The sequence below is a fragment of the Lentzea sp. NPDC054927 genome, assembly GCF_053610285.1.
In genome coordinates, this window is sequence record NZ_JBSGXZ010000050.1 from 45,404 (window position 1) to 62,428 (window position 17,025).

At 67.6% G+C, this 17,025-nt stretch carries 20 protein-coding genes; 13 read left to right on the top strand and 7 right to left on the bottom strand.

What is annotated here, in order from left to right:
* Window positions 1–25: 25 nt before the first annotated feature.
* The 8 genes from ACWGE0_RS39970 to ACWGE0_RS40005 all read left to right on the top strand — a co-directional run bounded on the left by ACWGE0_RS39970 (window position 26) and on the right by ACWGE0_RS40005 (window position 7,714).
* Window positions 26–586, top strand: coding sequence for a general stress protein (locus ACWGE0_RS39970; RefSeq protein ID WP_319971225.1), 561 nt, complete (start codon window positions 26–28; stop codon window positions 584–586).
* 167 nt (window positions 587–753) lie between these two features.
* The gene (locus ACWGE0_RS39975) at window positions 754–2,007 is read left to right on the top strand and encodes an ABC transporter substrate-binding protein (RefSeq protein ID WP_452266084.1); all 1,254 of its coding nucleotides are present in this window, start codon (window positions 754–756) and stop codon (window positions 2,005–2,007) included.
* Window positions 2,004–2,969, top strand: a complete 966-nt coding sequence (locus ACWGE0_RS39980) for a carbohydrate ABC transporter permease (protein ID WP_452266085.1) — start codon at window positions 2,004–2,006, stop codon at window positions 2,967–2,969. Before ACWGE0_RS39975 ends, ACWGE0_RS39980 begins: the two co-directional genes overlap by 4 nt.
* The gene (locus ACWGE0_RS39985) at window positions 2,969–3,814 is read left to right on the top strand and encodes a carbohydrate ABC transporter permease (RefSeq protein WP_452266086.1); all 846 of its coding nucleotides are present in this window, start codon (window positions 2,969–2,971) and stop codon (window positions 3,812–3,814) included. The genes ACWGE0_RS39980 and ACWGE0_RS39985 overlap by 1 nt, the downstream gene beginning before the upstream one ends.
* 7 nt (window positions 3,815–3,821) lie before the next feature.
* Window positions 3,822–5,006 carry an ABC transporter ATP-binding protein gene (locus ACWGE0_RS39990; protein WP_452266087.1) on the top strand — a complete coding sequence of 395 codons (1,185 nt, stop codon included), beginning with the start codon at window positions 3,822–3,824 and terminating at the stop codon, window positions 5,004–5,006.
* A gap of 272 nt (window positions 5,007–5,278) precedes the next feature.
* The gene (locus tag ACWGE0_RS39995) at window positions 5,279–6,166 is read left to right on the top strand and encodes an SDR family NAD(P)-dependent oxidoreductase (protein ID WP_452266088.1); all 888 of its coding nucleotides are present in this window, start codon (window positions 5,279–5,281) and stop codon (window positions 6,164–6,166) included.
* Window positions 6,167–6,227: 61 nt separating this feature from the next.
* The gene (locus ACWGE0_RS40000; RefSeq protein WP_452266089.1) at window positions 6,228–6,815 is read left to right on the top strand and encodes a type IV toxin-antitoxin system AbiEi family antitoxin domain-containing protein; all 588 of its coding nucleotides are present in this window, start codon (window positions 6,228–6,230) and stop codon (window positions 6,813–6,815) included.
* Window positions 6,812–7,714 carry a nucleotidyl transferase AbiEii/AbiGii toxin family protein gene (locus tag ACWGE0_RS40005; RefSeq protein ID WP_452266090.1) on the top strand — a complete coding sequence of 301 codons (903 nt, stop codon included), beginning with the start codon at window positions 6,812–6,814 and terminating at the stop codon, window positions 7,712–7,714. The genes ACWGE0_RS40000 and ACWGE0_RS40005 overlap by 4 nt, the downstream gene beginning before the upstream one ends.
* Before the next feature lie 4 nt (window positions 7,715–7,718).
* Here the strand turns inward: ACWGE0_RS40005 and ACWGE0_RS40010 are convergent, their stop codons facing one another.
* The gene (locus ACWGE0_RS40010; RefSeq protein ID WP_452266091.1) at window positions 7,719–8,228 is read right to left on the bottom strand and encodes an SRPBCC family protein; all 510 of its coding nucleotides are present in this window, start codon (window positions 8,226–8,228) and stop codon (window positions 7,719–7,721) included.
* A complete protein-coding gene (locus ACWGE0_RS40015) occupies window positions 8,225–8,527 on the bottom strand; it encodes an ArsR/SmtB family transcription factor (protein WP_452266092.1) in 303 nt (100 codons plus the stop codon). The genes ACWGE0_RS40010 and ACWGE0_RS40015 overlap by 4 nt, the downstream gene beginning before the upstream one ends.
* A gap of 120 nt (window positions 8,528–8,647) precedes the next feature.
* On the opposite strand from ACWGE0_RS40015, the gene ACWGE0_RS40020 reads away from it, so the two are divergent.
* Together ACWGE0_RS40020 and ACWGE0_RS40025 are read left to right on the top strand one after the other, a co-directional pair.
* Entirely contained in the window at window positions 8,648–9,640 is a 993-nt protein-coding gene (locus ACWGE0_RS40020; RefSeq protein ID WP_319971233.1) for a hypothetical protein, read from the top strand.
* Window positions 9,637–9,912, top strand: a complete 276-nt coding sequence (locus tag ACWGE0_RS40025; protein ID WP_452266093.1) for a hypothetical protein — start codon at window positions 9,637–9,639, stop codon at window positions 9,910–9,912. Before ACWGE0_RS40020 ends, ACWGE0_RS40025 begins: the two co-directional genes overlap by 4 nt.
* Before the next feature lie 518 nt (window positions 9,913–10,430).
* Here ACWGE0_RS40025 and ACWGE0_RS40030 read toward each other — a convergent pair.
* The 3 genes from ACWGE0_RS40030 to ACWGE0_RS40040 form a co-directional block, all read right to left on the bottom strand.
* On the bottom strand, window positions 10,431–10,907 hold the full coding sequence (locus tag ACWGE0_RS40030) for a GNAT family N-acetyltransferase (protein ID WP_452266094.1): 477 nt from the start codon (window positions 10,905–10,907) through the stop codon (window positions 10,431–10,433).
* Window positions 10,908–11,031: 124 nt separating this feature from the next.
* Window positions 11,032–11,898 (bottom strand): chromosome partitioning protein ParB, encoded by an 867-nt coding sequence (locus tag ACWGE0_RS40035; protein WP_452266095.1) that lies wholly within the window; start codon window positions 11,896–11,898, stop codon window positions 11,032–11,034.
* Window positions 11,888–12,559, bottom strand: a complete 672-nt coding sequence (locus ACWGE0_RS40040) for a metallophosphoesterase family protein (protein ID WP_452266096.1) — start codon at window positions 12,557–12,559, stop codon at window positions 11,888–11,890. The genes ACWGE0_RS40035 and ACWGE0_RS40040 overlap by 11 nt, the downstream gene beginning before the upstream one ends.
* A 64-nt stretch (window positions 12,560–12,623) precedes the next feature.
* Between ACWGE0_RS40040 and ACWGE0_RS40045 the strand changes: the two genes are divergently transcribed.
* Window positions 12,624–13,703, top strand: coding sequence for a DUF2332 domain-containing protein (locus tag ACWGE0_RS40045; protein ID WP_452266097.1), 1,080 nt, complete (start codon window positions 12,624–12,626; stop codon window positions 13,701–13,703).
* Here the strand turns inward: ACWGE0_RS40045 and ACWGE0_RS40050 are convergent.
* Complete coding sequence (locus ACWGE0_RS40050; RefSeq protein ID WP_452266098.1) at window positions 13,687–14,064, bottom strand: hypothetical protein; 378 nt, start codon at window positions 14,062–14,064, stop codon at window positions 13,687–13,689. The genes ACWGE0_RS40045 and ACWGE0_RS40050 overlap by 17 nt on opposite strands.
* 139 nt (window positions 14,065–14,203) lie before the next feature.
* Window positions 14,204–15,274, bottom strand: a complete 1,071-nt coding sequence (corA, locus tag ACWGE0_RS40055) for a magnesium/cobalt transporter CorA (protein ID WP_452266099.1) — start codon at window positions 15,272–15,274, stop codon at window positions 14,204–14,206.
* A 288-nt stretch (window positions 15,275–15,562) separates the two neighbouring features.
* Here corA and ACWGE0_RS40060 point away from each other — a divergent pair, with 288 nt between their 5' ends.
* Both ACWGE0_RS40060 and ACWGE0_RS40065 read left to right on the top strand, forming a co-directional pair.
* The gene (locus ACWGE0_RS40060; RefSeq protein ID WP_093602356.1) at window positions 15,563–16,066 is read left to right on the top strand and encodes a MaoC family dehydratase; all 504 of its coding nucleotides are present in this window, start codon (window positions 15,563–15,565) and stop codon (window positions 16,064–16,066) included.
* Between the two features lies 1 nt (window position 16,067).
* Window positions 16,068–17,025 (top strand): DUF2332 domain-containing protein (locus ACWGE0_RS40065; protein ID WP_452266100.1); only part of this gene is annotated, 958 nt, incomplete at its 3' end.

Here is a 17,025-nt window from a genome sequence, read left to right on the forward strand (position 1 = left end):
GCACTCCGCAGCGGGCACTGGCAGGATGGAACGATCAGCGCGTCCGACAGAGGTGGTCCCTGTGACGAGTCCGTTCGCCAACCCGAACCGGCCCGGCGTCCCGCCCCGCCTGCCCACCCCGCCGACGGGGTGGCCGATCGGCTCGTACGCCACGTACGAGGAGGCGCAGCGCGCGGTCGACTTCCTCGCGGTCGAGGACTTCCCGGTGCAGGACGTGATGATCGTCGGGGTCGACCTGATGCTCGTCGAGCGCATCACCGGCAAGCTCACCTGGAGCAGGGTGCTCATGACCGGTGCGGCCAGCGGTGCCTGGTTCGGTCTGTTCGTGGGTTTGCTGCTGACGTTGTTCAGCCCGGAGCCAGGGGTGACGGTGGGGCCGGTCCTGACCGGTCTGATCACCGGCGTGTTCTTCGGGCTCGTGTTCGCGGCGGTCGGGTACGGGTCGGCGCGGGGCAAGCGGGACTTCCAGTCCGCCAGTCAACTTGTTGCGGGGCGGTATGACGTGCTCTGCCACCCGAAGTCGGCGGAAAAGGGCCGTGACCTGCTCGCGAAGCTCGCGATGCGGCCGGTGAACCCCGGCAATTGAGACGCCGAAAAGCGCATTGGTTCTGAATCGTTGCTTCCCTTGGTTGCGGCTCCTGATCACCAGGCCTAGGTTCATTTGACCGGTCCGCCCGGTGCGGCCGGTGGCACGACGAGGTGCCGGGCGCTGCGGTCTGGCTCCTCCGTGTAGTCGGGAAGGAGGCAGGGCCGATGGGTGCGACACGGCGCTATCGACTTGCCGCCGGAGTGGGAGCCGCGGTACTCGCGGCAGGAACGCTCACGGCGTGCGGGTCGGGCGACGGCGGCATCACCGTCAACGTCTACAAATATCCGCAGGAGAACTTCCAGGCCATCGTCGACAGCTGCAACGCGAAGGCCGGCGGGCGCTACAACATCGTTTACAACAAACTGCCGCGTGAGGCGGACGGTCAGCGCGAGCAGATGGTGCGCAGACTTGCCGCGGAGGACGACAGCATGGACGTCCTCGGGCTGGACGTCACGTGGACCGCGGAGCTGGCGAAGGCGGGCTGGATCAAGGAGTTCACCGGCTCCGTCAAGTCGCAGGTGGAAAGCGGCACGCTGAAGACGCCGCTCGACACGGCAACCTACGAGGGCAAGCTGTACGGAGCGCCGGACAACACGAACGTCCAGCTCCTCTGGTACCGCTCGGACCTCGTGCCCACGCCGCCGAAGACGTGGGACGAGATGATCTCCATGGCCGAGGCGCTGGTGGCGGAAGGGAAGCCCGGCCAGATCGTGGCGCAGGGAAAGCAGTACGAGGGGCTCGTCGTGCTGTACAACACCCTCGTCAACTCCAACGGCGGCACCATCCTCGACGAGAACGGCACCAAGGCCATCGTCGACGACAAGGCCGTACAAGCGTTGGCAGCGTTGAAGAAGCTGGCCACGTCCAAGGCGATCGACCCGTCGTTCTCCAACGCGGCCGAGGACAACGCGCGCCTCGCCATGGAGGGTGGCAACGCGGCGTTCCAGCTCAACTGGCCGTACGTCTACGCGGCGGCGCAGAAGAAGCCGGACTTCGCGAAGAACTTCAAGTGGGCGCCGTACCCCACTGTCAGCGGTGAGGCCGCGAAGGTCACCGTGGGCGGGATCAACTACGCCGTCAGCAACTACACCACGCACTCGGACGAGTCGTTCGACGCGGTGTTGTGCTTGCGCGGCGCGGAAAGCCAGAAGATCGCCGCGCTCAAGGACGGTGTGCCGCCGACCATCGAGGCCGTCTACGACGAGCCCGAGATGGCCGAGGCGTACCCGATGCGCGACGACATCAAGGAGACGCTCAAGAACGCGAGTGTGCGGCCGCGCACACCCGCCTACCAGAACGTCTCGACGGTCATCTCCACGATCCTGTCGCCGCCCGCGAGCATCGACCCGCAGGCCACCGCCGACAGGCTGCGCAAGGAACTGCAGGACGCTCTCGACTCCAAGGGGGTGTTGCCGTGAGTCACGCGACCACGGAAGACACGGCGAAAGCCGGTGGGACAGCGCCGGAAACCGTCGCCCCCAAGAAGAAGAAGGTCGCGCTGAGCGAGGGCAAGCGGGCTGAGCGCAGGCTCGGCTGGCTGCTCTGCGCGCCCGCCGCGATCACCATGATCGCGGTGACCGGCTGGCCGATCCTCTACTCGCTGCTGTTGTCGATGCAGCGGTTCGACCTGAAGTTCCCGGATCGCACCGAGTGGATCTGGTTCGACAACTACATCACCGTGCTCAGCAGCCCGTACTGGTGGAATGCGGTGTGGGTGACGGTGTTGCTCACCGTCGTCACGGTCGCCGTCGAACTGGTGCTGGGCATGGTCCTCGCGCTGATCATGCACCGCGCACTGGTCGGCCGAGGCATCGTCCGCACGACGACCCTGATCCCGTACGGCATCGTCACGGTCGTGGCCGCGTTCTCCTGGCGCTTCGCCTGGACACCCGGCACCGGCTACCTCGCCGAGGCGCTCGGCGGCGATCCCGTGCTCACGGAGAAGATCCCGGCGCTGATGGTCGTGGGTCTCGCGGAGATCTGGAAGACCACGCCGTTCATGGCCCTGCTGCTGATGGCGGGTCTGGCGCTGGTGCCGGACGACCTGCTCAAGGCCGCCGCGATGGACGGCGCGAGCGCATGGCAGCGGTTCATCAAGATCACCGTGCCGATCATGAAGCCGGCGATCCTGGTGGCACTGCTGTTCCGCACGCTCGACGCGTTCCGCATCTTCGACAACCTCTTCGTGCTCACCGCGGGTTCGCAGGGCACGTCGTCGGTGTCGATGCTGACCTACAACAACCTCATCAAGGGCTTGAACCTCGGTATCGGATCGACGATGTCGGTGCTGATCTTCATCATGGTCGCGATCATCGCGTTCGTGTTCATCAAGCTCTTCGGCACCGCTGCCCCGGGCAGCGACGACGGGGGGAAGCGCTGATGGCAGGCATCGGAGGAGCGGACACCACCGGCAAGAAGTGGGGCTGGGGCCTGCTCAACGCGGTCGTCGTGATCTACGCGCTGATCCCGGTGCTGTGGATCCTGTCGCTGTCGTTCAAGTCGTCGAAGACGTTGGCGGACGGCAACTTCATCCCTCGCGAGTGGAGTCTGGAGAACTACCAGAACATCTTCTCGACGTCGGAGTTCACCAGGGCGCTGATCAACTCCATCGGCATCGCGATCATCGCGACCGCGATCGCCGTGGTGTTCGGCACGATGGCCGCCTACGCCATCGCCAGGCTGGACTTCCCGGGCAAGAACCTGCTGGTGGGCGTCTCGCTGCTGATCGCGATGTTCCCGCAGGTCTCGCTGGTGTCCCCGTTGTTCGAGATCGAGCGCTCGATGGGGCTCTTCGACACGTGGCCCGGCCTGATCCTGCCGTACATCACGTTCGCGCTGCCGCTCGCGATCTACACCCTGTCGGCGTTCTTCCGCGAGATCCCCTGGGAGCTCGAGAAGGCGGCGAAGATGGACGGTGCGACGCCGGGGCAGGCGTTCCGTCGCGTCATCGCGCCGCTGGCCGCGCCGGGTGTGTTCACCACGGCGATCCTGGTGTTCATCTTCTGCTGGAACGACTTCCTGTTCGCGATCTCGCTCACCTCGACCGAGCAGTCGCGGACCGTGCCGGTGGCGCTGTCGTTCTTCACCGGCAGCTCGCAGTTCGAGGACCCGGCCGGATCGATCGCGGCGGCCGCCGTCGTGATCACGATCCCGATCATCCTCTTCGTGTTGTTCTTCCAGCGCCGGATCGTCGCCGGCCTGACCTCCGGCGCCGTCAAGGGGTGAGTTGCTAATGGCAGAAATCGTTCTGGATCAGGTGACCAAGAGGTATCCCGACGGCGCTCTGGCCGTGCAGGAGGTCAACCTCGAGATCGCCGACGGCGAGTTCATCATCCTGGTCGGACCGTCCGGCTGCGGGAAGTCCACCACGCTCAACATGATCGCGGGCCTGGAGGACATCACCGATGGCGAGCTGCGCATCGGCGGGCAGCGCGTCAACGAGAAAGCGCCCAAGGACCGCGACATCGCGATGGTGTTCCAGTCCTACGCGCTCTACCCGCACATGACGGTGAAGGAGAACATGGCCTTCCCGTTGCGGCTGGCCAAGGTCGACAACGCCACGGTCGAGCGCAAGGTGCAGGAGGCCGCGGACATCCTGGACCTCACGCAGCACCTCGACCGCAAACCGGCCAACCTGTCCGGTGGTCAGCGGCAGCGCGTGGCGATGGGGCGCGCGATCGTGCGCAACCCCAAGGCGTTCCTCATGGACGAACCACTGTCCAACTTGGACGCCAAGCTGCGCGTGCAGATGCGCACCTCGGTGTCGCGCCTGCAGAAGCAGCTGGGCACGACCACGGTGTACGTGACGCACGACCAGACCGAGGCGATGACGCTCGGCGACCGGGTCGTGGTCATGCGCGGCGGTGTCGTGCAGCAGATCGGCGCGCCGCAGTTCCTCTACGACCAGCCGGCGAACCTGTTCGTCGCGGGCTTCATCGGCTCCCCGTCGATGAACGTCGTGCCGGCGACGCTGGAGAACGGCTCGTTGCGTTCGATCCTCGGCGACGTGACGCTGACGGACCGGGTGCGGCAGCTGCTGGAGGGTGCCGACGCGCCCCGCGAGGTGATCATGGGCGTTCGCCCGGAGCACTTCGAGGACGCGGAACTGGTCGACGCCGCCGCGTTGTCGGCGGGTGGCAAGTTCACGTCGCAGGTGGACGTGCTCGAGTCGATGGGATCGGACAAGTACGCCTACTTCAACCTCACGGGCGAGCAGGCGGCCTCGGCCGAGCTCCAGGAGCTCGCGGCGGACGCGGGATCGGACGACGTGCCGGGTGACGGCATCTCGCTCGTGACGCGCCTGTCGTCGGCGTCCGGCGCGGTGGAGGGCGCTTCGGCGGACATCTGGTTCGACGCGGACAAGGTGCAGCTCTTCGACCCGTCCAGCGGCAGGAACCTGACTTACACGGAACGGTGAATTCTCGTTTTCCGGGCCGCCTTCCCCTCGCGGGAGGGCGGCCCGTTTTTGTCACTCGATCGGGTTAGGACTAAAGCCCCCGTGCACTTGGGACTGATTAGCCCGGCACTATCTGCCGGGCCGAACTCAGGTCGCCATTGGGCGCTCGGCAGCGACGTCTCAACGAAACATGTTCTGCGCCGCTTCGGATAGTCCGCACGCTTGTCGAAGGCGGGTACAGGACCACAGGGGGGTTCCGGGGAACCGCCGCCGAAGATGAAAGAGAGCGTGCAATGGGGATCCTGGACGGAAAAGCGGTCGTCATCACGGGGGCGGGCCGAGGACTCGGCGAGGCCTACGCGATGCACGCGGCCCTGGCAGGCGCATCGGTGGTGGTCAACGACAACGACGGTGACCTCGCGGAGCGGGTGGCCGAGCACATCCGCGGGTACGGCGGTCGTGCCGTCGCCTCGAACCACACGGTCGCGGACCCGAGCGAGGCAGCGAAGATCGTCGACCTGTGCGTCGACGAATTCGGCCGCGTCGACGGTCTGGTGAACAACGCGGGCCTCAACTACGAGACGTTGCCGTGGGAGGACGAGGCCGAGACGATCAAGCACGTCGTCGAGGTGAACGTCCTCGGCGTCATCTACGTCGGAATCGCGGCGATGAAGGCGATGCGCGCGACCGGCGGTGGCTCGATCATCAACATTTCCTCCGGCGCCTCCTTCGGCCAGCGCAAACTCGCCACCTATTCGGCGACCAAGGGCGCCGTGGCGTCGTTGAGCTACTCGTGGGCCCTCGACCTGGAGTCGGAAGGCATCCGCGTGAACGCCGTCTGCCCGGTCGCGCACACGCGGATGGTGTGGAAGTCGGAACGTTCCCTGCGCGCCATTCCGGCGGACCGCACGCCGGGCAAGGTGGCGCCGCTGGTGCTGTTCCTGCTCTCGGACCGTGCCGAGGGCATCACCGGCCAGGTCATCCGCTGCAACGGGCGTCAGCTCCACATCGTGGGGCAGCCGTACTTCAAGCAGCCGATTCTGGAGAGCGACAACTGGGACACCGCTTCGGTGGAGCGGGCGTTCACGGGCGTGCTGCAGGCTCACCTCGAACCGTACGGGTTGGAGAAGAGGATGCCTCCCCGGCTCCGTGCGCTGGTGGAGCCCTCGCAGACCGCCTAGTGGTGGTGGTAGTTGGATAGAAGTGTTGCCAGATCGACTCGACCTGGCAACACTTCTATCCATGGGAGCCTTCGAGGCGTTGCCGGACACGTTCACCACGAGCGGGGCGAACAAGGCAGGCCTGCACTATCGCGACCTGTACCGCCTTCGTGACGAGGGTGATCTGCTGGAGCTCTCCAGGGGTGTCTTCCGCAAGGCGGACGCACCGGCTCCGACGTGGCCTGATCTGTTGGCGGTGTCGGTGCGCACGCCGCTTGCGGTCGTGTGCTGCGTGTCGGCTGCCGCGGTCCACGACCTGACCGACGAGATCCCGCGGGAAGTCCAGATCGCGGTTCCGCGTGGCCGGCGACCGCCCCTCATCGACTATCCGCCAACCGAGGTTTTTCGCTTCAGCGCCACCACCTTCGACCTCGGGCTCACCGAGGTCGAAGCGGCACCGGGCGAGAACGTTCGCATCTACAGCCCGGAAAGGACAGTCGTCGACCTCATGAGGTTGAGAGGCAGGCTCGGTGAGCCGTTGGCCCTGTCAGCGCTCCGCCGGTACCTGCTCCGGCGTGGCGCACGGCCGGGGCAGGTGTTCACGTTCGCTCGAGAGCTCGGTGTTTTCGGGCCAGTGCGTGCTGCGGTGGACGCGGTGATCGCCGAGTGAGCAGGCCGACGAAGGCCACGCCTGGTGGCCGTGCCTACCTGGACCTCCAGAACCGGGCGCGCCGCGAGCGCCGTTCCACCCAGGAGCTGCAGACGCTGTACGTGTTGGAACGATGGCTCGCTCGCCTGGCCGCGTCTCCTCATGCGGGTGACTTCGTGTTGAAGGGAGGCATGCTCCTCGCGGTGTTCGACGCACGCCGGTCCACTGCCGACGCGGACCTGCTCGCCCGCAATCTCGCCAACGAAGAGGATGCCGTCGTCGAGCGAGTCGTGGACGTCGCCGGTGTCGAACTGGACGCCGAAGACGGTGTGGAGTTCCTGGTCGACACGACCGTGGCACAGTCGATCCGTGAGGACGACCTCTACACGGGTGTCCGGGTCAGCATGGGCTGCCGGATCTCCACCGCGAGTGTGAAACTCAAGCTGGACGTCAACTTCGGCGATCCGGTGACCCCCGCACCCCAGCTGCTCGACCTGCCGTCGCAGCGGCCGGGGATCGCCGCGGTCCCCGTGCTCGGCTACCCGATCGAGACGGTCCTGGCGGAGAAGGTCAGCACCGCCATCGCGCTCAGAGAGGCGAACACGAGGGTTCGTGACTACGCCGACCTCTACACGCTGACCGGCAAACAAACCGTGACGTACGAATCAGCCAAATCTGCTCTGGACGCGACGGCGCGTCACCGCGGTGTCGAGGTACAGCCGCTGTCCGTCGTGATCGGCGATCTGGCGGTGCTGCGTCAGCAGGCGTATTCGGCGTTCAAGAAGCGTCTCGGACCGGATGGCGACCACCTGCCCGATCAGTTCGGGGACGTCGTGGCCGCTGTGGTCGAGTTCGTGGATCCGCTGGCCGGCGAAGAACTGCGCGAAGCCTGGGACCCGGACGCCCGGAAGTGGTGGTGAGCACTCACTTCCAGGCCGGGTACGCCGGTGCGACCTCGGCGTAGCGCTCGCTCCAGCCCGGCAGCGTCTCGTCGTCGAGGTGCGCCGTCAGCCGGTCGAGGAAGGCGTGCGTTCCCGGGGCGAAACCCAGTGCGTTGCGTTCGGACAGTCCGATGTGGGTGAAGGTCAGCACAGTGCCGTCGCCTTCGGTCTTGAGTTCGTAGCGCACCACGCTGTCTTCCACGATTCGTTGCTGCCATTCGTGTTCGAACACGGCGTGGCCGCTGGCCGGTGGCTGCCAGGTGAGGATGCGGCCGGTGACGCGCTTGGCCTCCATCGGAGCGGGCGGGTCGTCCGGTTCGATGACGACCTCGCCGCCTTCTCGAGGTTCCACGGTGCCCGCGCCGAACCAGGCTTTGCGTTCGGCCGGGTCGGTGATCGCGGCCCAGACGCGGTCGATCGGGAACGGCAGCCTGCGTTCGAACGTGAGGATCGCGTGGTCGCCGGTCGTGGTCACGGTGCCGAGGTCGTTCATCGGTTCTCCAGGTGCTGTTCGAGTGCTGCCAGGTGGTCGCGCCAGAAGCGGCGATACGGCGTGATCCAGTCGTCGACGCGTTGCAGGCCATCGGGTTTCAACGCGTAGATGCGGCGCTGGCCGTCCGGGCGAACTTCGACCAGGCCGACTTCTCTGAGAACGCGGAGATGGCGGGACACGGCGGGCTGGGTCAGCGTCGGCAGGCTGTCGACGAGTTCGCCCGCGGTGCGGTCGCGTTCGGCCAGCAGGCCCAGCAGGTGCCGGCGGTTCGGTTCGGCCACGGCCTCGAAGACGTCCACGGGGTGTTTTATAACTGCTGGCGTATATAAGCGCAAGTGGATATGGGCGTTCCGGTGATGTTTGCGCACGTCACACGGATGGCTGCGGAAATTGTCAGACCCTCCTGTCACCATCGGAACATGGCCGAACGTAAACCGAGAGTCACCGACTGGCGACTCGTCGTGCAGTCCCGGTTGGACCGGGTCCGCGCGGATCTGGCTGCGCTCGGCCCGCCGGACCCGGTCGATCCCGAGGGCGACGTGTGGCGTCGTACCGCCGAGGAGCAGGCGGCGGTGGTGGAGGCGATGCTGAGCGATCGCGAGCCGTGGTGGCGCATGGTGCCGTCCTGGTGGTCGGGCTGGTACATCGAACGGGCGTGGCGCGCGCTGCACGAGGCCGAGGTGGCGACGATCTCGGCGGAGCGCGGGTTTCTGGGCCGGCTGCCGGGTCTGCAGGCGCGCGTGGCGCAGTACCTGGACGACGACGATCCGCGTCGCCGAGCCCTGGAAGCGTTGCGGCCGGGGGAGTTCACGCCGGCAGTGGAGCGCGCGATCGTGGTCGACGCGCTGCGGGCGGCGTACGACAACTCGGACTTCGCGCACGCGGGCTCACGGGCGTTGCGCAACAAGCTGATCGCGGCGTCGCTGGTGCTGTTCGTGATCAACACCGTGCTGGGCGTCGTCGGCATCGTGAAGCCGGGCATCATCCCGCTGTGCGTCGATCCGAAGGAGAACGCGCTGCCGACGGTGTGCCCGGGCGGCACCGCGAAAGCGTCCGGTGTGGACGTGTGGCTCGTACAGGTGCTCGGCTCGTTCGGCGCGGTGCTGGCCGCCGTGGTGCTCCTCTTACGCCGCCGGCCATCGCTCTCGCCGTACGTGATGATCGGCTACCAGGCGCTGATCAAGATCATGCTCGGCGCGGCCCTCGCGGTGGTCGGCATCCTGGCGCTCGGAGCCGGTGTCACGAGCGGCCTGATCGGGATACCGTCGGCCGCCGCGCTGCTGCTGTGGGCGGTCATCTTCGGTTACGCGCAACAGATCGGAACCCGCTTGCTGGACAAGTACACCGACGAGGTGCTGGACCAGGCCCGCCCGCTGCCCGACGCGGACAGCCCGCGGGTGGCACCCCGATGAGCGTGTCGGAGCGGATCGCGAACCGGATCGGCCGCGACTTCGGCGACCGCGCGGCCGAAGCCCTCGAGGCCCTCGCCCTGGCCGAGACCGGCAACCAGGACGTGGAACGCGTGCACGCCGCGCTCGTGCTGATGGCGGAGGGCAGCGTGGAGCGGTTGTGGCAGGCGGTCGAGCTGAGCCACCTGGACTGGCGTGACGTGCTGATGGCCGGCGGTCTCGGGCCGGGCGACTGGCCCGAGGTGCTGGAGCGCGAGTTCGGGTCGGTCGGCTGACGGTGCACCGGTGGCCTGCGTCGCTCGGAGACGGCGTGAACGCGGTCAGTGTGGCGGCGGTCTGGTCGGTCAGCTGGTGGTGTGGCGGTGGTCTGGTGAGCGGCGGCTGGGCTTGAGGTGTTCGGCCGCGGGGTTCGGGGTCGGTTGGCTGACGGTGGGCCGGTGGCTGACGTCGTGCGGAGACGGTGCGAAGGCGGTCAGTGCGGCGGCGGTCTGGTTGGTCGGTCGGTGGTGTGGCGGTTGTTTGGTGAGTGGCGGCTGGCTCGACCTGCCGGGCCGCGAGCTCGGTTCGGCTGGCCGACCGGTTCGGCTGGGCGACCCGGGCTGAGTGAGCGTGGCGGCGCCGGGTGGGTTGCTGGTGGCGGGAGGCCTTGGGGTGAGCGCGCTGGGCTGGCGACGCGCTCGTGGATGGCGGCCCGGCCCCGCGGTGACCGGACTGACGTGCCTGGCCGCGACTTCGGCCTGACCAGCTGACCCCGGCCGGCCGCGTCGCATGGTTCGGGCGCAGACCCGGTTGGTCAGCCGGCGGTGCGGCGGTAGCTGATCAGTTCGTCGGTGCTGTCGTACCGGCTGAAGCCCGCCTTCTCCAGCACGCGGGCGGAGGCAGGGTTGGTGTGTTCGACGTTGGCGTGCACGGTGGTCACGTCGTCCAGCGACAGCGCGAACTCGGTCAGCGCGGCGGTGGCCTCGGAGGCGTAGCCGCGTCCCTGGCGTGACGGCACCACGCCGTAGCCGATCTCCACCCGGCCGTCGGAAGGGGGCCAGAACAGGCCGAGTGAACCCACTACTTCGGACGTCGAGCGCTCGATGATCAGGCGGTGGCCGAACGGTGAGAGCCAGTCCGGGTTCGAGCCCAGGAGACCTGCGATCACGCCGTCGCCCTCGGCGGGGAAGTCGGCGGCCCACGACGGGTGGCGCGAGTCCTCCGCCACGGCCTGGGCTTCGGCGGAGGTCCACGGGCGAAGGATCAGGCGTTCGGAAACAAGATCAGTCACGCGCGCACGCTAGCTACGGCCACAGCGGTCTCGCGAGCGAGTTTTGGCGCTCGCCGCAGCCAACCCGACGCCGCAGCTAACCCCACGCCGCAGCCAACCTGACGCCGCAGCCAATCCGGCGCAGCTAGGTGCGGTGGCCTCGGCCGTGCGACTGGGTTTCCTCGCGCACGGCGTTGATCACCTCGGCGTCCCAGCGGTGTGTGCGGATGAGCCGGTAGCGCTCGGCCGCCACCCACATGTAGGCCTCGGTCTCGGTCCGGTCGCCGATCATGTCGGCCTGCCGCAGCATCGCCACGACGGGCTTGTACTCGTCGGCGTACCAGCGCCGCGCGACTTCCGCGCGGTCCAGGAACTGGCCGGTGTCCTGCATCAGGCGGAAGCCCCAGGCCTCGACGTGCTCGCCCAGTTCGGCGTAGTCCCACGGGTCGGACAGCACGACGGCGGCGCGGGCCTCGCCGCCGAGGGGGACGCGGTCGAGGAACAGGCGGCGGTAGTCCTTCACGATCAGGTCGCCGCGGTACCGGATGCCGGACGAGTTCACGCGCGTGATCACCTGGGTCACGTAGGCGTCGATCACGGTCAGGCCCAGGGCGTGCGCCACGGAGACGCGGTGGTGGCCGTCGATGATGAAGTGCAGCTCGCCGATCCGGTACACCTCGATCGGCGGGACGCTCTCGCCTCGGCGGGCGGCCAGGGCCAGGCGTTGCCAGCGCTCGCGGACTCGGGCGGAGGTCGGGCGGAAGCGGCGGTCGAAGTCACGGGTGCGGTCGACGCTGCCCACGATCGAGTCCAGGCGGATGGTCTGCAGGCCCAGGCGTTTTTCGGACACCATGCCGAGGGCGTCCACTACCTCGTGGAACGGCAGCATGATGTTCACGTCGTCCGGCTCGCGGCGCAGCCAGTTCGCCAGGCGGGACATCACCTGGCTGCGGCGGGCTCGCAGGAAGTCGTTCTCGGCGTCCGCCACGGGGAAACCGGTGTCACGTCTCATCGCGCGCTCCCGATATGTCCAGCACCTTGTACGGCACCACGTTGACCACACGAGTTGCGCCCAACGCACGGTCTGGGCGTGGATGTCCGTGCGGGTGGATGTGCCCGTGCAGCATGAAGCCAGGTTGTAGGCGTGAGACCAGGCTGCGCAAACAGTCGAAACCGCGGTGCGGCGCGTCAGGTTCGTCGCCGCAGTCCAACGGCGGTGAGTGGGTCAGCAGCACGTCCACGCCACGTCCGTCCCGCAGCCTGCGCCACCCGGCCAGCCGGGACACCCGGCGGGCGCGGCGGGCCTGCTGCCGTTCCGTCCACTGGTTCGGGCCCTTGTTGTAGCGGATCGAACCACCGAGACCGGCGATGCGCAGGCCGGCGACGTCGACCACGCGTTCGTCGGCGTTCACCGCACCGGCTGGACCTGGCCAGCGGACCGGCACGCCAGCCTTGGTCCACAGGCCGCGCACGTTCGAGTAGCCCGAAAGGTCGACGTCGTGGTTGCCGGGGACGAACACCAGCGGCTTGTCCAGCGCGTTGGCCAGGAACTCCAGGTAGTCGAAGGGGAGATCGCCCGCCGCCACGATCAGGTCGACACCGGAGTGCTGATACACCTGATCGGTCCACAGCTGTTCGACCACTTCGTCCGCCACCGCCAGAATCCTGGGCATTCCAGCAGCGTAATTAACCCTTCTCCAGATGACGCGGGACAGTGCGCCCACTAGCGTCAACACCGTGCTTGCCGAGCTGTTCGCCGCGGCCGCCCACGGATGCCGCGACCGCAGTCCGCTGACCCAGCGACTCCTCGACGACGCCGCCGAAGACCTGAGACGCGGCGGCGTCACGACCAAGATCATGGCGGGCTCCGAGCGGGAGCGGGAGGGCACTGTGCCCGGCCTGCGGTTCGCGGGCGCCGTCCACCGGCTCGTGCTCGAAGGCCGCGCGCCGGGCCTCGCGAAGCACTACCCGTCCGTCGGCGGCCAGCCGGACCTGCCGAGGCTCTGGGAAGACGCGCTGCCCGCCCTGAACGAGCACGCGGACCCGCTCAGGCAACGCGTTCAGGCCACGGTCGTGCAGACCAACGAACCCGGTCGCAGCGCGCCCCTCTACGGCGGCCTGATGGTCGCCGCGCAGGAGGCCGCGCAGGCCGCGGGCCGGCACGTGCCGTTCTGCGTGCGGCTGCTGGAGGTCGGCGCGAGCGGCGGGCTCAACCTGCGCCCGCACCACGTCGGCTACCGGCTCGACGACACCGTGCTCGGCGACCCGGACAGCCTGCTGGTGCTCGACCCGGAGTGGACCGGCAGGCCTCCCGCGGACCTGAGCCACCGGCTGCGGGTCGTCGGCAGGGCGGGCTGCGACCTCAATCCCGTCGACGTGTCCACAGAGGACGGACGACTGCACCTGAGCTCGTTCGTCTGGGCGGACCAGCTCACGAGGTGGAACCGGCTGCGCGACGCGCTGGACCTCGCCGCGACGGATCCGGTGAAGGTGGAGCAGTCGGCAGGCCCGGAGTGGCTCGCGAAACAGCTCGCCCGCGCCGAACGCGACGTGCTGACCGTGGTGTGGCATTCCGTGGTGTGGCAGTACGTTTCGCCCGCCGACCGGGCGATGGGCCGGGCCGTGCTGGCCGACGCGGCCGCGAAGGCGACGCCCACGACACCGTTGGCACTGCTGGTGTTCGAGCCACGGCGGGTGGACGACGACTACCGGTTCGAGCTGCTGCTCAAGCTCTGGCCGGCCGGAGTCTCGCTGAACCTCGGTCACGGCGAGGGCCACGGGGCACCGTTCACCTGGAACGTCACCCCGTGGGAATGACCACCGCGTTCACGACGTAGCGCCCGTCCTGCTCCTCGACGGGCAACCGGAAAACGCCACTCGTGCCAAAGCGGGTGTACTCCACGACGACCGCGCCGTCGCGGTAGCCGCCGCGGTCCACCTGGGCTCCGGCGAGGTGCTCGACGGTCGACTTCGCGACGTCCTCGCCGCCGAGCGCGAGCAACGGCTGCAGCTGGTGGAAGTCGTGTGCCCGCAACGCGTTCGTCACCTCAGAGGCCAGCTCGTCAGGTGACGCGGCGCCCGGTGACGGCCAGATCGCGATGGAGATGAACACCATCGCGAGCCAGCCGATCGGGAAGACCAGCAGCCAGAACCTGAGGTTCGTCAGCCGCTTGTACACGTCAGGGCGTTCCGCTGATCAGCACGAACACGGTGGTGATCCAGCAGAGCAGGAACGCGAGGATCCAGAAGCGGATGTTGGTGAGGATTCTGGTCATGACAGGGCCTCTCGACAACGAACAAAGCGAGCGAAACCAGGACTAGAGCCAGCGATTTCGGCGCAATATTCGGTAGAGCGTGAGGCAGGCGATCAGGACCAGGCTCATGATCAGCGGGTAGCCGAACTTCCACTTCAGCTCGGGCATGTAGTCGAAGTTCATGCCGTACACACCGACGACCATGGTGGGCACGGAGATGATCGCGACCCACGAGGTGATCTTGCGCATGTCGGTGTTCTGCTGCAGCGTGATCTTCGCGAGCGTCGCGTCGACCAGCGTGGTCAGCAGTTCGTCGAACGCGGTCACGCGCTCGGACACCTCGGTGAGGTGGTCGTCGACGTCGCGGAAGAACGCGCGCACCTGCTCGGGGATGAGCGGCGTGTAGCCCTCGGCCAAGCGGCGCAACGGGTTCGCGAGCGGCATCACCGCGCGGCGCAGCTCCACGACCTCGCGCTTGAACATGTAGATCTGCTCCGCGCTCACCTCGCTGCGCGGCGCGAAGACCCGTTCCTCCATGCGGTCGATGTCGTCCTCGATGTGGTCGGTGACCTCGAGGTAGTTGTCCACCACCTGGTCGGCGATCGCGTGCATCACCGCGGCGGGGCCGATCTCGAGCCGCTCGGGGTCCTCCTCGAGGACGTGGCGCAGCTTGGACAGCCCGGAGTGGTTGCCGTGCCGCACGGTGATGACGAAGTCCTTGCCCAGGAACACCATGATCTCGCCGGACTCGACGATCTCGTTGGCGGTGTCGGGCGACTCGTTGGTCACGTAGCGGACGGTCTTGAAGACCATGAAAAGCGTGTTGTCGTACCGCTCGAGCTTCGGGCGCTGGTGCGCGTGCACCGCGTCTTCCACGGCCAGCTCGTGCAGTCCGAACGTCTCGGCGATGCCCTCGATCTGCTCGGCGTCGGGCTCGTGCAGCCCGATCCAGACGAAACCGTCCTTGCGCTTGCTGACCTCTTTGACGGCGTCGGTGTGGGTCCAGCGACCGGGCAAGCGCTTGCCGTCGACGTAGACCGCGCAGTCGACCACGTAGTGCGACAACGGCACGGAGATGTGCGGCGTCGGACGCTGCTGAGCGCCACGGCCGCGGATCGAGGGCAGGCTGGGCATGTCGGGTTCCTCCAGGTACACACGCCGGCATGAGAGTGCGAAAGCGCGACGGGCGTCCTGACCAGGTGGAACTCGAACGTTCTAGATGGATCTAGAAAGCCACCTCGGTGAGGACGCGCTTGGTACTGGCAGGGTGGGGGTCCTTGCTCATTTAGGGGTCCTCACCTCCTCGGGGCGAAGTCACTGGTGGTGGAAATCCTCACACACCGGTTGCCGAGGGTACTCCCTCTCTGTTCAGACTGTCTCCCCACCTGAGGCAGATCTCGATCACACGTAGTTGGAGGCAGGGTGCAGTTCGGTCGGTACTACGAGGAGTTCGAGGTCGGAGCGGTCTACAAGCACTGGCCGGGCAAGACGGTGACGGAGTACGACGACCACCTGTTCTGCCTGCTCACCATGAATCACCACCCGCTCCACATGGATGTGAACTACGCGGAGAACACGACGGACTTCGGCAAGAACGTCGTCGTCGGCAACTACATCTACTCGTTGCTGCTGGGCATGTCCGTGCCCGACGTCTCCGGCAAGGCGATCGCGAACCTGGAGATCGAGTCGCTGCGGCACGTGAAACCGACGTTCCACGGTGACACGATCTACGGTGAGACCGAGGTGCTCGACAAGACGCCGTCCAAGTCGAAGGACGACAGGGGCGTGGTCTACGTGGAGACTCGCGGCTACAAGCAGGACGGCACGGTCGTGTGCGTCTTCAGGCGCAAGGTCATGGTGCCGAAGCAGTCCTACGGCGATGCCCGCGGTGGCGAGCAGCCTGGACGGCCTGAACCCAAGGAGTGAAGTGACTTCTCTGGATCTTGCACAGCAACGTCTGCGTGCGTTCGCGGAGGAGGCATCAGCGATCTCGCCGCTCTACGAACACCTCGCGTCGCGTGCTGCGGAGGATCCGGAGGTCGCCGACCTGCTGACCGCCGCCGGCGAGGAGAACGCCTCCGGTGAACTCCTCCTGGCGGCGGCGCACCGGCTGGTGCAGGCCGAGCCGTTCCACCAGCTGTCGAACTACTACCCGTCGCTCGGCGGCACTTACGGCGCGGACGAGAGCACCTGGCCGCTCTTCCGCGACTTCCTGCTCGAGCGGGGCGAACGGGTCCGCAAGCTGGTCAGCTCGCAGGTGATCCAGACCAACGAGGTCCGGCGCGCCGCCCTGCTCTACCCGGCGGTGGCCGCGGCGGCGAAGCAGGCGGGCGGGCCGATCGGGCTCGTGGAGGTCGCGACGACGGCCGGTCTGCTGCTCGGGCTCGACCAGTACTCGTACCGGTACCAGACCCAGGAGGCCGGACAGCTCGTCGCCGGGCCCGCGAAGGCCGCGCTGGGCCTGCACTGCGCGCTCGAGCTCGCACCGGGAGCGGTGCTGCCGAAGCTGCCCAAGACGGTCAAGGTGGCCGCGAAGGCCGGTATCGGGGTGGCCCCCGCCGACCTGGCAGACGAGGACGCCTACGCCTGGCTGGAGGCCTGTGTGTGGGCCGACCAACCGGAACGGCTGCGTCTGTTCGGTGTGGCCTGCGGGGTGCTGCGCAAGAACCCGCCACGCCTGGTCGCCGGCGATCCGGTCGCGGACCTCGCCAAGGCGGTCGAGCCGATCGACGCACCGCTCGTCGTCATCACGAGCGGGTCCGGACTCGACCTCGTACCGGCTTTGTCGGCTTTGGGAAGAGACGTCTGGTGGGCGGCACACGAGGGCGGTGAGCTGCGGCTCATCCGTGTGCGTGACGCGGATGTGGAGACGACCACTCTGGCGA

Excerpts from the sequence above, each read along its gene's own strand:
- ACWGE0_RS39970 (WP_319971225.1), top strand. The coding sequence starts at position 26 with ATGGAACGATCAGCGCGTCCGACAGAGGTGGTCCCTGTGACGAGTCCG.
- ACWGE0_RS39975 (WP_452266084.1), top strand. The coding sequence starts at position 754 with ATGGGTGCGACACGGCGCTATCGACTTGCCGCCGGAGTGGGAGCCGCG.
- ACWGE0_RS39985 (WP_452266086.1), top strand. The coding sequence starts at position 2,969 with ATGGCAGGCATCGGAGGAGCGGACACCACCGGCAAGAAGTGGGGCTGG.
- ACWGE0_RS39990 (WP_452266087.1), top strand. The coding sequence starts at position 3,822 with ATGGCAGAAATCGTTCTGGATCAGGTGACCAAGAGGTATCCCGACGGC.
- ACWGE0_RS39995 (WP_452266088.1), top strand. The coding sequence starts at position 5,279 with ATGGGGATCCTGGACGGAAAAGCGGTCGTCATCACGGGGGCGGGCCGA.
- ACWGE0_RS40000 (WP_452266089.1), top strand. The coding sequence starts at position 6,228 with ATGGGAGCCTTCGAGGCGTTGCCGGACACGTTCACCACGAGCGGGGCG.
- ACWGE0_RS40010 (WP_452266091.1), bottom strand. The coding sequence starts at position 8,228 with ATGAACGACCTCGGCACCGTGACCACGACCGGCGACCACGCGATCCTC.
- ACWGE0_RS40020 (WP_319971233.1), top strand. The coding sequence starts at position 8,648 with ATGGCCGAACGTAAACCGAGAGTCACCGACTGGCGACTCGTCGTGCAG.
- ACWGE0_RS40025 (WP_452266093.1), top strand. The coding sequence starts at position 9,637 with ATGAGCGTGTCGGAGCGGATCGCGAACCGGATCGGCCGCGACTTCGGC.
- ACWGE0_RS40035 (WP_452266095.1), bottom strand. The coding sequence starts at position 11,898 with ATGAGACGTGACACCGGTTTCCCCGTGGCGGACGCCGAGAACGACTTC.
- ACWGE0_RS40040 (WP_452266096.1), bottom strand. The coding sequence starts at position 12,559 with ATGCCCAGGATTCTGGCGGTGGCGGACGAAGTGGTCGAACAGCTGTGG.
- corA (WP_452266099.1), bottom strand. The coding sequence starts at position 15,274 with ATGCCCAGCCTGCCCTCGATCCGCGGCCGTGGCGCTCAGCAGCGTCCG.